The 14,800-nt window shown below is 53.6% G+C and carries 14 protein-coding genes, 1 tRNA gene, 1 rRNA gene and 1 other annotated feature (1 of these 17 running past the window's edge); of the genes, 8 read left to right on the top strand and 8 right to left on the bottom strand.

Annotation, left to right across the window (positions count from 1 at the left end; all coding sequences use genetic code 11):
* Nucleotides 1–2: 2 nt before the first annotated feature.
* The 3 genes from ecnB to efp all read right to left on the bottom strand — a co-directional run bounded on the left by ecnB (nucleotide 3) and on the right by efp (nucleotide 1,014).
* Nucleotides 3–149: a lipoprotein toxin entericidin B gene (ecnB, locus tag JTA15_RS19480; protein WP_014168289.1), complete on the bottom strand. Its 147-nt coding sequence runs from the start codon at nucleotides 147–149 to the stop codon at nucleotides 3–5.
* Nucleotides 150–257: 108 nt separating this feature from the next.
* Nucleotides 258–389 carry an entericidin A/B family lipoprotein gene (locus JTA15_RS19475; protein ID WP_025206267.1) on the bottom strand — a complete coding sequence of 44 codons (132 nt, stop codon included), beginning with the start codon at nucleotides 387–389 and terminating at the stop codon, nucleotides 258–260.
* 58 nt (nucleotides 390–447) lie between these two features.
* Entirely contained in the window at nucleotides 448–1,014 is a 567-nt protein-coding gene (gene efp, locus JTA15_RS19470) for an elongation factor P (RefSeq protein WP_014882207.1), read from the bottom strand.
* Between the two features lie 40 nt (nucleotides 1,015–1,054).
* Between efp and epmB the strand changes: the two genes are divergently transcribed.
* Nucleotides 1,055–2,083, top strand: coding sequence for an EF-P beta-lysylation protein EpmB (gene epmB, locus JTA15_RS19465; RefSeq protein ID WP_040018445.1), 1,029 nt, complete (start codon nucleotides 1,055–1,057; stop codon nucleotides 2,081–2,083).
* Between the two features lie 63 nt (nucleotides 2,084–2,146).
* Here epmB and JTA15_RS19460 read toward each other — a convergent pair whose 3' ends face one another.
* The 3 genes from JTA15_RS19460 to JTA15_RS19450 form a co-directional block, all read right to left on the bottom strand.
* Complete coding sequence (locus JTA15_RS19460; protein ID WP_020882965.1) at nucleotides 2,147–2,500, bottom strand: DUF4156 domain-containing protein; 354 nt, start codon at nucleotides 2,498–2,500, stop codon at nucleotides 2,147–2,149.
* Between the two features lie 137 nt (nucleotides 2,501–2,637).
* Entirely contained in the window at nucleotides 2,638–4,281 is a 1,644-nt protein-coding gene (groL, locus tag JTA15_RS19455; RefSeq protein WP_014168284.1) for a chaperonin GroEL, read from the bottom strand.
* A 32-nt stretch (nucleotides 4,282–4,313) separates the two neighbouring features.
* A complete protein-coding gene (locus tag JTA15_RS19450; protein WP_003855929.1) occupies nucleotides 4,314–4,607 on the bottom strand; it encodes a co-chaperone GroES in 294 nt (97 codons plus the stop codon).
* Between the two features lie 178 nt (nucleotides 4,608–4,785).
* Between JTA15_RS19450 and yjeH the strand changes: the two genes are divergently transcribed.
* A complete protein-coding gene (yjeH, locus tag JTA15_RS19445) occupies nucleotides 4,786–6,024 on the top strand; it encodes an L-methionine/branched-chain amino acid transporter (protein ID WP_219372613.1) in 1,239 nt (412 codons plus the stop codon).
* Nucleotides 6,025–6,066: 42 nt separating this feature from the next.
* On the opposite strand, the gene JTA15_RS19440 is transcribed toward yjeH, so the two are convergent.
* The gene (locus tag JTA15_RS19440; RefSeq protein WP_020882967.1) at nucleotides 6,067–6,531 is read right to left on the bottom strand and encodes an FxsA family protein; all 465 of its coding nucleotides are present in this window, start codon (nucleotides 6,529–6,531) and stop codon (nucleotides 6,067–6,069) included.
* A 335-nt stretch (nucleotides 6,532–6,866) separates the two neighbouring features.
* Between JTA15_RS19440 and aspA the strand changes: the two genes are divergently transcribed.
* From aspA to JTA15_RS19410, 6 genes are all read left to right on the top strand, one after another.
* The gene (gene aspA / locus JTA15_RS19435) at nucleotides 6,867–8,303 is read left to right on the top strand and encodes an aspartate ammonia-lyase (protein WP_020882968.1); all 1,437 of its coding nucleotides are present in this window, start codon (nucleotides 6,867–6,869) and stop codon (nucleotides 8,301–8,303) included.
* A gap of 116 nt (nucleotides 8,304–8,419) precedes the next feature.
* Entirely contained in the window at nucleotides 8,420–9,721 is a 1,302-nt protein-coding gene (locus tag JTA15_RS19430; RefSeq protein WP_006178930.1) for an anaerobic C4-dicarboxylate transporter, read from the top strand.
* Nucleotides 9,722–9,834: 113 nt separating this feature from the next.
* On the top strand, nucleotides 9,835–10,158 hold the full coding sequence (gene cutA, locus JTA15_RS19425; RefSeq protein WP_014168278.1) for a divalent cation tolerance protein CutA: 324 nt from the start codon (nucleotides 9,835–9,837) through the stop codon (nucleotides 10,156–10,158).
* Nucleotides 10,134–11,837, top strand: a complete 1,704-nt coding sequence (locus JTA15_RS19420; RefSeq protein ID WP_219372612.1) for a protein-disulfide reductase DsbD — start codon at nucleotides 10,134–10,136, stop codon at nucleotides 11,835–11,837. The genes cutA and JTA15_RS19420 overlap by 25 nt, the downstream gene beginning before the upstream one ends.
* A gap of 49 nt (nucleotides 11,838–11,886) precedes the next feature.
* Nucleotides 11,887–12,462 carry a transcriptional regulator gene (locus tag JTA15_RS19415; protein WP_020882970.1) on the top strand — a complete coding sequence of 192 codons (576 nt, stop codon included), beginning with the start codon at nucleotides 11,887–11,889 and terminating at the stop codon, nucleotides 12,460–12,462.
* 126 nt (nucleotides 12,463–12,588) lie between these two features.
* Nucleotides 12,589–12,664: transfer RNA gene (locus tag JTA15_RS19410), tRNA-Phe, on the top strand.
* Between the two features lie 314 nt (nucleotides 12,665–12,978).
* Here JTA15_RS19410 and rrf read toward each other — a convergent pair.
* Nucleotides 12,979–13,094, bottom strand: a 5S ribosomal RNA gene (rrf, locus tag JTA15_RS19405).
* A 64-nt stretch (nucleotides 13,095–13,158) separates the two neighbouring features.
* Nucleotides 13,159–14,800: a sequence feature (23S ribosomal RNA rRNA prediction is too short), on the bottom strand (it continues 205 nt past the right edge of the window).

Raw genomic sequence — 14,800 nt, 5'->3', positions numbered from 1 at the left:
AATTACTGCTGTGCTTTACTTGCCGCACCAGAGATTGCACTACCACCTTCAGAAATATCCTGACCAACGCCACGCGTGGTATTACAGGCTGTTAATACTGAAGAAAGTACCAGGACTGAAAAGATCGCTGCAATTGTCTTCTTAACCATAATATCTTCCTTTTATAGCCAAAGTTGTTTTGTGTATAGCAACTTAAGAATAGACAATATCCCGTCGTTTGACGGAAAAGGACGCATTTTTAGGAAAATTAGACGGGGTTAGCTGGCCGCGTGAGAAATGATATGGCCGAGATCCTGGATATCTTCCCCCATTCCACGCGTGGTGTTACAGCCGGAAAGCAACGCGCTGGACAGCGCTAACAGAAGCAGAATTTTAACGGTACGGTTCATCATCCCTGCCTGCAAAAAACAGGCGCAGCGGGCGCTGCGCCTTCAGTCTTGACGTAAATTACTTCACGCGAGATACGTATTCGCCGGAGCGGGTATCTACTTTGATCACTTCACCAGTCTGTACGAACAGTGGAACTTTAACCACTGCACCGGTGGACAGGGTAGCTGGCTTGCCGCCAGTACCTGCGGTATCACCTTTCAGACCTGGGTCGGTTTCAACGATTTCCAGCTCTACGAAGTTTGGTGGGGTAACAGCGATAGGCTGGCCGTTCCACAGGGTCACGATGCACTCAGCCTGGTCCAGCAGCCATTTTTCGCTATCGCCAATCGCTTTAGCATCCGCAGACAGCTGCTCGAACGTTTCGTTGTTCATGAAGTGCCAGAACTCACCGTCGTTGTACAGGTAAGTCAGGTTCATATCGACAACATCAGCGCCTTCAGCGGAGTCAGTAGACTTGAAGGTTTTCTCAACACGGGTACCGGTCAGCAGGCGACGCAGCTTAACGCGCGCGAATGCCTGGCCTTTACCTGGTTTAACGAATTCGCTGGCTTCAACCGCGTACGGTTCGCCGTCCATCATGATTTTAAGACCAGCACGAAAATCGTTGCTATAGTACGTTGCCATAAGGCCCTCTAAATTTGTTAACTGGTAGCTAAGCCACAAAATGGCGCATATTGTAACCCTAAACACCCCGTCCAGAGAAGATTGGTTATCGCAACTTGCCGATGTAATCACCAGTCCTGATGAATTGCTGCGTCTGTTAGACCTCGATCAGCACCCAGAGTTGCTTGCAGGCCGCGAGGCTAAGCGACTTTTTGCCCTGCGTGTTCCCCGCGCGTTTGTTGCCCGTATGGAGAAAGGAAACCCTGACGATCCATTATTAAAACAAACGCTTACTACGCAGGAAGAGTTTATATCGGCGCCAGGGTACAGCACCGATCCTCTGGAAGAGCAGAACAGTGTGGTACCGGGTTTACTGCATAAATATCTCAACCGTGCCCTGCTGCTGGTGAAAGGCGGCTGCGCGGTAAACTGCCGTTATTGTTTCCGTCGCCACTTCCCGTATGCCGAAAATCAGGGTAATAAACGCAACTGGCAGGTCGCCCTGGACTATATCGCCGCCCATCCGGAACTGGATGAGATCATTTTTTCGGGTGGCGATCCGCTGATGGCAAAAGATCATGAACTGGACTGGCTGTTGACCCAGCTTGAAGCCATTCCACACATTAAGCGTTTGCGCATCCACAGCCGTTTACCGATTGTTATTCCGGCACGTATTACGGACGGTCTGGTATCTCGCCTTGAGCAGTCTCGTTTACAGGTTCTGCTGGTGAACCATATCAACCATGCGAATGAAATCGATGAGGCATTCCGTGCGGCGATGGCGCGTCTGCGCAAAGCGGGTGTGACGCTGTTGAACCAGAGCGTGTTGCTGCGCGGTGTGAATGATAATGCCCGGGTTCTGGCGGAGCTCAGTAATGCGTTATTCGATGCGGGCGTGATGCCCTACTACCTGCACGTACTGGATCGTGTGCAAGGCGCGGCGCATTTCATGGTCACGGATGATGAGGCCCGGCAGATTATGCGCGAACTGTTAACGCTGGTTTCAGGCTATATGGTGCCGAAGCTGGCGCGAGAGATTGGCGGTGAGCCGAGTAAGACGCCGCTGGATTTGCAACTGCGGCAACAATAATGGCAGGTGGCGCTACGCTTATCCGCCCGGTGGGGTTGGGCGCAGCGCCATCAGCAATGTAGATCAGTTAGGGCACTTATAGACCTGGCCATTCATCTGGCTGGCCGTTGGCACGAAGCTGGACAACATCCCTTGCGACGGGCTGCTCACACCGTAAATCACGTTGCCACCCATCTCTGCAGCCTGGTTACGCAGCGCGTTAGCGGCACCGCGCATAGATCCACCTTCTTCACCGTGCTGACCCGACATCCAGTTGCTTTGCTCACCGGTTGCCGTGCCTAAAAACTGGCACTCGTTACCCGGCTTATCTTCAACAAAGCGAACGCCCTGACCTGCAGCAGACAGCTCATTGCTGGAGCTACAACCCGCCAGCAGCAATGCTGCTCCTACGATCCCTGCACAGACTTTTACGCGCATGTTATTCCTCGTTTTCAATAAGCTGGACAGCAGATGTTGTCCGTGTGTAAACCTTATACTAAAAAGATGACCAAAAGAAAAACCCCCGAGCATTTCTGCCCGGGGGTTTTTCTCATTCTAAGCGGTAAAGCGCACGATTACATCATGCCGCCCATACCACCCATGCCGCCCATACCCGCAGCACCTAAGTCAGGTGCGTCGCCTTTAGGCATGTCGGTCACCATGCACTCGGTAGTGATCATCAGACCCGCTACAGAGGCCGCGTACTGCAGTGCAGAACGGGTCACTTTGGTTGGATCCAGGATACCGAAGTCGATCATGTTGCCGTATTCTTCAGTTGCAGCGTTGTAACCGTAGTTACCTTCGCCCGCTTTCACCATGTTCGCAACCACGGATGGCTCTTCACCGGCGTTGGAAACGATCTGACGCAGTGGTGCTTCCATTGCGCGCAGCGCAACTTTGATACCCACGTTCTGATCTTCGTTCTGAGCAGTCAGGCCAGCCAGTTTAGCGGCAACACGCACCAGCGCGACACCACCACCAGCTACCACGCCTTCTTCTACTGCTGCACGGGTCGCGTGCAGAGCATCGTCAACGCGTGCTTTCTTCTCTTTCATTTCAACTTCAGTTGCCGCGCCCACTTTGATTACTGCCACGCCGCCTGCCAGTTTCGCTACGCGCTCCTGCAGTTTTTCACGGTCGTAATCAGAGGTTGCTTCTTCAATCTGCTTACGGATCTGAGCAACACGGCCCTGAATAGCCGCTTCTTCACCCACGCCATCGATGATGGTGGTGGTGTCTTTGTTGATCACAACGCGTTTAGCCTGGCCCAGGTCTTCCAGGGTCGCTTTTTCCAGCTCCATACCGATCTCTTCAGAGATTACGGTACCGCCAGTCAGGGTAGCGATATCCTGCAGCATCGCTTTACGGCGGTCGCCGAAGCCAGGTGCTTTAACCGCAGCCACTTTCACGATGCCACGCATGGTGTTAACCACCAGGGTCGCCAGTGCTTCACCTTCAACGTCTTCAGCAATGATAACCAGCGGCTTGCCTGCTTTCGCAACGGCTTCCAGCACTGGCAGCATTTCACGGATGTTGGAGATTTTCTTGTCAGCCAGCAGGATGAATGGGCTTTCCAGCTCAACAGCGCCCGTTTCTGGCTTGTTGATGAAGTATGGGGACAGGTAACCGCGGTCGAACTGCATACCTTCAACCACGTCCAGTTCGTCTTCCAGACCGGTACCGTCTTCAACGGTGATCACGCCTTCTTTACCGACTTTGTCCATCGCTTCCGCGATCAGTTTACCTACGGTTTCGTCGGAGTTAGCGGAGATAGTACCAACCTGAGCAATCGCTTTAGAGTCGGAGCATGGAACGGACAGCGCTTTCAGCTCTTCAACCGCCGCAGTAACCGCTTTGTCGATACCGCGCTTCAGATCCATTGGGTTCATACCCGCAGCAACGGCTTTCAGACCTTCGGTGATGATAGCCTGCGCCAGTACGGTTGCGGTGGTGGTACCGTCGCCTGCAGCGTCGTTCGCTTTAGAGGCAACTTCTTTCACCATCTGCGCGCCCATGTTTTCGAACTTGTCTTCTAGCTCGATTTCACGTGCTACAGAAACACCGTCTTTAGTGATGGTTGGCGCGCCGAAGGATTTATCCAGCACTACGTTACGGCCTTTCGGGCCCAGGGTCACTTTAACTGCATCTGCCAGTACGTTTACGCCGCGGAGCATTTTTACACGAGCGTCGTTACCGAATTTTACGTCTTTAGCTGCCATGTTCTTATTTCCTCAAATTCTCGTGCGTAAAATTACGCTTCAACAATTGCCAGAATGTCGCTTTCGGACATGATCAACACTTCTTCATTGTCGATCTTCTCGGATTTCACGCCGTAGCCATCGTTGAAAATTACGATGTCACCAACTTTAACGTCCAGTGGCTGCACAGTTCCGTTTTCCAGAATGCGGCCCTTACCGACAGCGATGATTTCGCCACGCGTTGATTTTGCTGCTGCAGAACCAGTCAGAACGATGCCGCCAGCAGACTTGGTTTCAACTTCTTTACGTTTGACGATCACACGATCATGTAACGGACGAATACTCATTGATAGCTCTCCTTTGAGAAAGTCATTATCAGTTATGGATGACGCCGGTCCGCACGCGGTTTTCCGACTAGTGCCCTGAGAGATGGGGATAGCTTTTTCCCCCTTCAAGGGGCAGACGAAAAAAAATTTGCGAAAGTGTTACCATCGCCTCTCTTTTGATCGTGGCAGGGCGATGTCAATGAGTGGACTAAAACAGGAGTTGGGACTGGCGCAGGGCGTGGGTCTGCTGTCGACCTCCTTGTTAGGTACGGGTGTGTTTGCGGTACCCGCGCTGGCAGCGCTGGTGGCCGGCAATAATAGCCTGTGGGCGTGGCCAGTGCTGATTGTGCTGGTGTTTCCGGTCGCGGTCGTGTTTGCCATCCTCGGACGGCATTTCCCCAGCGCGGGCGGCGTAGCGCACTTTGTCGGTATGGCGTTTGGTCCGCGACTGGAGCGGGTCACCGGTTGGCTGTTTCTTTCTGTTATTCCCGTCGGTCTACCGGCAGCGTTGCATATCGCGACCGGTTTTGGCCAGGCGCTGTTTGGCTGGCATAACGAGCAACTGCTGCTAGCCGAGCTGGGTACGCTGGCCATCGTCTGGTGGGTCGGCTCACGGGGCGCCAGCTCGAGTGCCAACCTGCAAACCGTCGTTGCAATACTGATTGTGGCCCTCATTGTCGCCATCTGGTGGAAAGGGGATATTACGCTGAAGGAGATCCCCTTCCCCGCGGTAAGTGAGGTCAACCATTCGCAGCTGTTCGCTGCGCTGTCGGTGATGTTCTGGTGTTTTGTCGGGCTGGAGGCGTTCGCCCATCTGGCCTCTGAGTTTAAACAACCGGAACGGGATTTCCCGCGCGCCCTGATGATTGGCCTGCTATTAGCAGGTACCGTTTACTGGGCCTGTACCGTGCTGGTACTGCATTTCAACGCGTTCGCCGCGGATAAAGCGGCCGCTGCCTCGCTGCCGGGCATTGTGGTGCAACTGTTTGGTCTGAAAGCGCTGTGGGTCGCCTGTGTTATTGGCTATCTGGCCTGTTTTGCCAGCCTCAATATCTACATCCAGAGCTTTGCGCGTCTGGTATGGTCGCAGGCGCTTGATAGACCAGAGAGCCGCCTTGCGCGCCTGTCTAAACGTCAGTTGCCGTTGAATGCGCTTAATACCGTGCTGGGCTGCTGCGTCTTGAGTTCGCTATGTATTTACGGGCTGAATATCAATCTTGATGCCCTGATCGTGTACGCCAACGGGATTTTCATCATGATCTACCTGCTGTGCATGCTGGCGGGTTGTCGTCTGCTGAAAGGTCGCTATAAAGCGCTGGCAGTGGTTGGTGGCGTGCTTTGCCTGCTGTTGATGGCGATGGTGGGGTGGAAAAGCCTGTATGCGATTAGCATGCTGGCGGGGCTGTGGCTGTTTTTACCGAAACGCGGCACCCTGTAAAACAAAGCCCGGTAGCGATTCGCTTATCGGGCCTGGCCTCTTTTACCGATCGTCTTTATGGTCTAAACGGTCGCGCTGTTCATCTTTACGCTGATACTCCCCTTCGAAAGTATCCCCCGGCCCTGTACTGAATCCACCGCCCGGCATACGGCTAAAACGCAGATGCGGCAGTAGCTTCATGGTCAGGTGTTTTTGCACCGGTGGCAGAAGCAGCAGCAGGCCGAGGAAGTCAGTGAAGAACCCCGGCAGGATCAGCAGCAGGCCAGCAATAATCAGCGAGACGCTTTTGATCATCTCTGCGGCCGGGCTTTCGCCTGCGGCCATCTTCTGCTGCATTATCAGGAAATTTTTGAAACCCTGATTACGCACCAGCGACATGCCGATCACCGAAGTGAAAATCACCAGAATCAGCGTTAACAGGACACCCAGTACATGGGCGACCTGGATAAAAATTGAAATCTCGATGTAAACATAGAGAAAGAAAGCAATAAATGGTACCCAGCGCACTGGCATCTCCTGTGTGGCAGGTGCCCTCAGGCCCCCGTCTGAATGTGTTCGCGAAACGCGTCTGTAAGAAATGGTGACGATTAGCCAAAATTCAATCGGTTTGCACGGATATTTTTTCTGGAAATTTTAAAGCGGTGACTCATTTCACAGATTAATAATTATCATGGAATCGGGTCGATAATAAGTGATCCAGATTACGGCAATTCGCTATCATCAGCATATGATCTCGAACATCTGGCTGATTGAGGGAATAATCGTCGGTCAGAAAATATTCAAAACCACATAAATACTGTGTGTTTAGTACAATCCATCGGCAGCTTGAAAAGAAGGTTCACATGTTAAACAACATTCGTATCGAAGAAGACTTGTTGGGTACCAGGGAAGTTCCAGCGGATGCCTACTATGGTGTTCACACTCTGAGAGCGATTGAAAACTTCTACATCAGCAACAACAAAATCAGCGACATCCCTGAATTTGTACGTGGCATGGTGATGGTGAAAAAAGCCGCAGCACTGGCCAATAAAGAGCTGCAAACCATTCCGAAAAGCGCGGCAAATGCGATTATCGCTGCCTGCGATGAAGTGCTGAACAACGGCAAATGCATGGATCAGTTCCCGGTCGATGTCTATCAGGGCGGCGCGGGTACCTCCGTCAACATGAACACCAATGAAGTACTGGCAAACATCGGCCTGGAGCTGATGGGTCATCAGAAAGGTGAATACCAGTATCTGAATCCGAACGACCACGTTAATAAATGTCAGTCCACTAACGACGCCTACCCAACCGGCTTCCGTATCGCGGTGTATGCCTCCGTGGTGAAACTGGTGGACGCCATTAATCAGCTGGGTGATGGCTTCCAGCGCAAAGCCGTTGAGTTCCAGGACATCCTGAAAATGGGTCGTACCCAGCTGCAGGACGCGGTTCCGATGACCCTCGGTCAGGAATTCCACGCGTTTAACGTGCTGCTTAACGAAGAAACTAAAAACCTGCTGCGCACCTCAGAGCTGCTGCTGGAAGTGAACCTGGGCGCAACCGCCATCGGCACGCGTCTGAATACGCCGGACGGTTACCAGCAGCTGGCGGTACAGAAGCTGGCTGAAGTCTCTAACCTGCCGGTTGTGCCTGCAGAAGATCTGATTGAAGCCACCTCCGACTGCGGCGCGTACGTTATGGTTCACAGCGCCCTGAAACGTCTGGCGGTGAAACTCTCCAAAATCTGTAATGACCTGCGCCTGCTCTCTTCCGGTCCGCGCGCTGGCCTGAATGAAATCAACCTGCCAGAGCTGCAGGCCGGTTCGTCCATCATGCCGGCGAAAGTGAACCCGGTAGTGCCAGAAGTGGTGAACCAGGTCTGCTTTAAAGTCATCGGTAACGATACAACCGTGACCATGGCCTCTGAAGCCGGCCAGCTGCAGCTGAACGTCATGGAGCCGGTCATCGGCCAGGCAATGTTTGAATCCATCCACATTCTGACCAACGCCTGCTACAACCTGCTGGAGAAATGCGTTAACGGCATCACCGCAAACAAAGAAGTTTGTGAAGGGTATGTCTACAACTCCATCGGCATCGTCACCTACCTCAACCCATTCATCGGCCACCATAACGGCGACATCGTCGGTAAGATTTGCGCCGAAACAGGTAAGAGCGTGCGTGAAGTCGTTCTGGAGCGTGGACTGTTGACCGAAGCCGAGCTGGACGATATCTTCTCGGCCCAGAACCTGATGCACCCGGCATACAAAGCGAAACGATATACCGATGAAAGCGAACAGTAGCAGTTCAGGCTAGGCTTCCTTAAGGCACGTCACTTGTGACGTGCCTTTTTTCTTTATAGGCGTTACCAAAATACAACAATTCAATATCAACTTGTTAATAAGCAAGGCAGGTCCTTATGTTTGGAGCAGAACTCGTCATCGTCCTGTTGGCGATTTATTTGGGAGCAAGACTCGGGGGTATCGGCATTGGTTTTGCCGGCGGTCTCGGGGTGCTCGTACTTACCCTTATCTTTCAGATTAAACCCGGCGCAATCCCTTTTGACGTTATCGAAATCATCATGGCGGTTATTGCCGCTATCGCAGCCATGCAGGTGGCAGGCGGTATGGACTACCTGGTGAGCCTGGCGGAGCGTATGTTACGCCGCCATCCAAAATACATTACCTTCCTTGCCCCGCTGGTGACGTGGTTTATGACCATTCTCGCCGGTACTGGCCACACCGCCTTCTCCACGCTGCCGGTCATTACCGAAGTGGCGAAAGAGCAGGGCATCCGTCCGTCTCGTCCACTCTCGATTGCCGTGGTCGCGTCCCAGATTGCGATTACCGCATCACCTATCTCCGCTGCGGTGGTCTTCTTCGCCGGTATCCTTGAGCCTATGGGCGTGAGTTACCTGACGCTGCTGGCCATCTGTATTCCGGTGACGCTGATTGCAGTGATGATCACCGCCGTGCTGTGTAACTTCCTAGGCGCCGAACTGAAAGACGATCCGGTTTATCAGGAGCGTCTGGCAAAAGGTGAAGTGAAACTGCGTGGTAGCCAGGTCTTCGAACTGAAGCCGCATGCAAAACGCTCCGTCTTGCTGTTCCTGATCGGTATCGTTGCGGTCATGTTCTACGCAACCGCCATCAGTGACACCGTGGGTCTGATCCAGAACCCGGTCCTGCCGCGTAACGAAGCGATTGTGGTTTTCATGCTGACTATCGCTACGCTGATCAGCATCACCTGTAAAATCGACACCAGCGAAGTGCTCAACGCCAGTACCTTTAAATCCGGTATGAGCGCCTGCGTGTGTGTACTGGGTGTGGCCTGGCTTGGTGATACCTTCGTGAAAGCTCACATCAGCGATATCCAGACCGTTGCGGGCGACCTGCTGCACAACTATCCGTGGCTCCTGGCTGTGGTGCTTTTCTTTGCCGCAACCCTGCTTTACTCTCAGGCGGCCACCACCAAAGCCCTGATGCCTGCGGCACTGATGCTGGGTGTTACCCCGCTGACGGCTATCGCCTCGTTTGCTGCCGTTTCTGCGCTGTTCGTTTTACCCACCTACCCAACCCTGCTGGCGGCGGTTGAGATGGATGACACTGGCTCGACTCGCATCGGTAAGTACGTGTTTAACCATGCGTTCCTGATCCCGGGCGTGGTGGCTATCTCGCTGTGCGTGATCCTCGGCTTTATCATTGGCGGCATCGTGCTGTAAACAATGATAGGTTGTAAAAATAGTTAAAAACGGGCCGCTCTGCGGCCCGTTTCATTAATGACCAATAGCCTTGCGTGATATAGTGAAGACTTTCGTGATGAGGAGGTCGACTTGTGAACACGCCTGATGCCGTTGTTGTCCTTTGTACCGCCCCTGATGAAGCCTCTGCCCAGGATCTCGCCGCCAAAGTGCTGGCCGAAAAACTGGCAGCCTGCGTGACGCTCCTTCCTGGCGCCACCTCCCTTTACTACTGGGAAGGTAAACTGGAGCAGGAGTACGAAGTCCAGATGTTGCTCAAAACCAATCTGGCGAACCAGCAGGCACTCCTGGACTGCCTCAAATCTCATCATCCTTATCAAACCCCCGAACTGCTGGTATTGCCAGTGGTCCACGGCGACAACGATTATCTCTCATGGCTCAACGCTTCCTTACGCTGATCCTGCTGCTGTGCAGCACATCAGTTTTTGCCGGGTTATTTGACGCTCCCGGCCGTTCGAACGTTATTTCTGCCGACCAGGCATTTGTTTTCGATTTTCAACAAGATCAGCATGACCTGAATCTTACCTGGCAGATAAAAGAGGGGTATTACCTCTATCGCAAGCAGGTCAGCATCACGCCTGCTCAGGCAAAGGTAGGCCCACTTCAGATGCCTGCGGGCGAGTGGCATGAAGACGAGTTTTTCGGCAAAAGTGAAATCTATCGCCAGCGGTTAAGCGTGCCCGTGGCGGTCAATCAGGCCGATAAAGGCGCCACCGTGACCGTCACGTATCAGGGCTGTGCTGACGCGGGCTTCTGCTATCCGCCGGAAACCAAAGTCATTCCGCTGAGCGAAGTTAAAGCGGCCGACAGTATGCCTGCGCCTCCCGCAGATGAGAGCGCCGGAATGAAGGACGACGGTCACACAGCGCTGCCCTTCTCCGCCTTGTGGGCTTTACTGATTGGTATCGGTATCGCCTTCACGCCGTGCGTGCTGCCCATGTATCCGCTTATCTCCGGGATTGTCCTAGGCGGTAAGCAACGCCTTTCAACCGCACGCGCCCTGCTGCTGGCCTTTATCTACGTGCAGGGTATGGCGTTGACCTACACCGCACTGGGCCTCGTGGTTGCTGCTGCCGGACTGCAGTTCCAGGCTGCACTTCAGCACCCTTATGTGCTGACTGGCCTGTCGATCGTATTTATTGTGCTGGCGCTGTCGATGTTTGGTTTGTTCAGCTTACAGCTGCCGTCCGCGTTGCAGACTCGCTTAACGCTGATGAGTAACCGTCAGCAGGGTGGCTCCCCGGGCGGCGTGTTCGTGATGGGTGCCATCGCCGGGTTGATTTGCTCACCGTGCACTACCGCGCCACTGAGCGCGATCCTGCTGTATATTGCCCAGAGCGGTAACCTGTGGCTCGGCGGTGGTACGTTGTATCTCTACGCGCTGGGAATGGGTCTGCCATTGATTCTGGTAACGGTATTTGGCAACCGTCTGCTGCCCAAGAGCGGCCCGTGGATGGAGACGGTGAAAACCGCGTTTGGTTTTGTCATTCTGGCGCTGCCGGTGTTCTTGCTCGAGCGTATTATCGGCGACGTCTGGGGGATGCGCCTGTGGGCAATGCTCGGTGTTGCCTTCTTCTGTTGGGCGTTTATCACAAGCCTGGCAGCGAAAAAGCCGTGGATGCGTCTGGTGCAAATCCTCCTGCTCGCCGCCGCGCTGGTGAGCGTACGGCCACTGCAGGACTGGGCATTTGGCACACCCGCGGGACAAACGCAGGTGCATTTGAACTTCTTCCAGATAAAGAACGTGGATGAACTCAACAGCGCACTGGCGCAGGCGAAAGGCAAACCGGTCATGCTGGATCTGTATGCGGACTGGTGTGTCGCCTGTAAAGAATTCGAAAAGTACACGTTTAGCGATCCGCAGGTGCAAAGTGCACTGAAAGAGACGGTTCTGCTCCAGGCGAACGTCACCGCCAACAGTACAGCGGATAAGACACTGCTGAAGCAACTTAACGTGCTGGGTCTGCCAACCATTCTGTTCTTCAATGAACAGGGCCAGGAGCAGCCCGCACAGCGTGTAACCGGGTTTATGGACGCGACGGCATTCAGCGCGCATTTGCGCAATCGCCAACCGTAAACAACACTTGAAACGGGACAAACCGTTGGGAATAACGGAGGAGATAACCGTGCAACGCGAAGACGTACTGGGACAAGCCCTGCAATTACTTGAGATTCAAGGGATCGCCAGCACCACGCTTGAGATGGTAGCCGACCGTATTGATTATCCTCTGGATGAACTCATGCGCTTCTGGCCGGATAAAGAGGCGCTGCTTTACGATGCCCTGCGTTATCTCAGCCAGCAGGTTGATGTCTGGCGCAGGCAGCTGATGTTAAATGAAGAACTGACTGCGGAGCAAAAGCTGCTGGCGCGTTATACCGCCCTGAGCGAATGCGTAAGCAACAACCGTTATCCGGGTTGCCTGTTTATTGCCGCCTGCACCTTCTACCCTGACCCCGGCCATCCTATCCATCAACTGGCGGATCAGCAAAAGCGGGCGGCGCATGATTTCACGCACGAACTGCTGACCACGCTCGAAGTGGATGACCCGGCGATGGTCGCTAAGCAGATGGAGCTGGTACTGGAAGGTTGCCTGAGCCGCATGCTGGTAAACCGTAGCCAGGCCGATGTGGATACAGCACACCGTCTGGCCGAAGATATCCTGCGTTTTGCGCAGTGTCGTATGGGTGGTGCGCTGACGTAATCTGTCTGAAGAATTTGACCTGTTCGGCGCGTAAACCGTCAGATTGCCGCAAAGTTAAGCAGTTGAACGGCTTTTCCCGAAATAGTGTTGACGATCAGGCGCGATTGCGGTTTAATGCGCTCCGTTGCCCGGATAGCTCAGTCGGTAGAGCAGGGGATTGAAAATCCCCGTGTCCTTGGTTCGATTCCGAGTCCGGGCACCACTATTTAAAGAACCCAGCCTATGGCTGGGTTTTTGCTTTTCTGCGTCTGATAAACTCTCCTGTAACCACTCTCTGGTCACATCCTCGTAAACCTGTTCCTGCAGTATTTCATGGCGCTTAAAGTGGTCCTGTGCACGCTAAATTCCGTACTGATCTGAAGTGTTTGGGGATCCTGAAGGGAGATGATGGGGTTTGGGGTTACCGTATCGTGGCTTCGCCTTGTCTGGCTGCACTCTTTGGGGTATTCAGATGTGTATTTCGCGCCCCAAAGCAAAAAACCCCGCACCATACGGTACGGGGTTCTTTTAATTGATGCCTGGCAGTTCCCTACTCTCGCATGGGGAGACCCCACACTACCATCGGCGCTACGGCGTTTCACTTCTGAGTTCGGCATGGGGTCAGGTGGGACCACCGCGCTAAAGCCGCCAGGCAAATTCTGTAATCTGTATCAGCTGAAAATCGTCTCTCTCACGCCAAAACATCTTCGGCGTTGTAAGGTTAAGCCTCACGGTTCATTAGTATCGGTTAGCTCAACGCATCGCTGCGCTTACACACCCGACCTATCAACGTCGTAGTCTTCAACGTTCCTTCAGGAGACTTAAAGTCTCAGGGAGAACTCATCTCGGGGCAAGTTTCGTGCTTAGATGCTTTCAGCACTTATCTCTTCCGCATTTAGCTACCGGGCAGTGCCATTGGCATGACAACCCGAACACCAGTGATGCGTCCACTCCGGTCCTCTCGTACTAGGAGCAGCCCCCCTCAATTCTCCAGCGCCCACGGCAGATAGGGACCGAACTGTCTCACGACGTTCTAAACCCAGCTCGCGTACCACTTTAAATGGCGAACAGCCATACCCTTGGGACCTACTTCAGCCCCAGGATGTGATGAGCCGACATCGAGGTGCCAAACACCGCCGTCGATATGAACTCTTGGGCGGTATCAGCCTGTTATCCCCGGAGTACCTTTTATCCGTTGAGCGATGGCCCTTCCATTCAGAACCACCGGATCACTATGACCTGCTTTCGCACCTGCTCGAGCCGTCACTCTCGCAGTCAAGCTAGCTTATGCCATTGCACTAACCTCCTGATGTCCGACCAGGATTAGCTAACCTTCGTGCTCCTCCGTTACTCTTTGGGAGGAGACCGCCCCAGTCAAACTACCCACCAGACACTGTCCGCAACCCGGATCACGGGTCTACGTTAGAACACCAGCCATTAAAGGGTGGTATTTCAAGGTTGGCTCCACGCAGACTGGCGTCCACGCTTCAAAGCCTCCCACCTATCCTACACATCAAGGACCAGTGTTCAGTGTCAAGCTATAGTAAAGGTTCACGGGGTCTTTCCGTCTTGCCGCGGGTACACTGCATCTTCACAGCGAGTTCAATTTCACTGAGTCTCGGGTGGAGACAGCCTGGCCATCATTACGCCATTCGTGCAGGTCGGAACTTACCCGACAAGGAATTTCGCTACCTTAGGACCGTTATAGTTACGGCCGCCGTTTACCGGGGCTTCGATCAAGAGCTTCGCGTTACCGCTAACCCCATCAATTAACCTTCCGGCACCGGGCAGGCGTCACACCGTATACGTCCACTTTCGTGTTTGCACAGTGCTGTGTTTTTAATAAACAGTTGCAGCCAGCTGGTATCTTCGACTGATTTCAGCTCCATCCGCAGGGACTTCACCTACATATCAGCGTGCCTTCTCCCGAAGTTACGGCACCATTTTGCCTAGTTCCTTCACCCGAGTTCTCTCAAGCGCCTTGGTATTCTCTACCTGACCACCTGTGTCGGTTTGGGGTACGATTTNNTGTTACCTGATGCTTAGAGGCTTTTCCTGGAAGCAGGGCATTTGTTACTTCAGCACCGTAGTGCCTCGTCATCACACCTCAGCGTTAACAAGGAACCGGATTTACCTGGAACCTCCGCCTACATGCTTAAACCGGGACAACCGTCGCCCGGCTAACATAGCCTTCTCCGTCCCCCCTTCGCAGTAACACCAAGTACAGGAATATTAACCTGTTTCCCATCGACTACGCCTTTCGGCCTCGCCTTAGGGGTCGACTCACCCTGCCCCGATTAACGTTGGACAGGAACCCTTGGTCTTCCGGCGAGCGGGCTTTTCACCCGCTTTATCGTTA

This window comes from Enterobacter sp. BIDMC 29, from assembly GCF_019378755.1.
GTDB classification, from domain to species: Bacteria; Pseudomonadota; Gammaproteobacteria; order Enterobacterales; family Enterobacteriaceae; genus Enterobacter; species Enterobacter ludwigii.
This window is presented reverse-complemented; position numbering and strand designations above follow the sequence as displayed.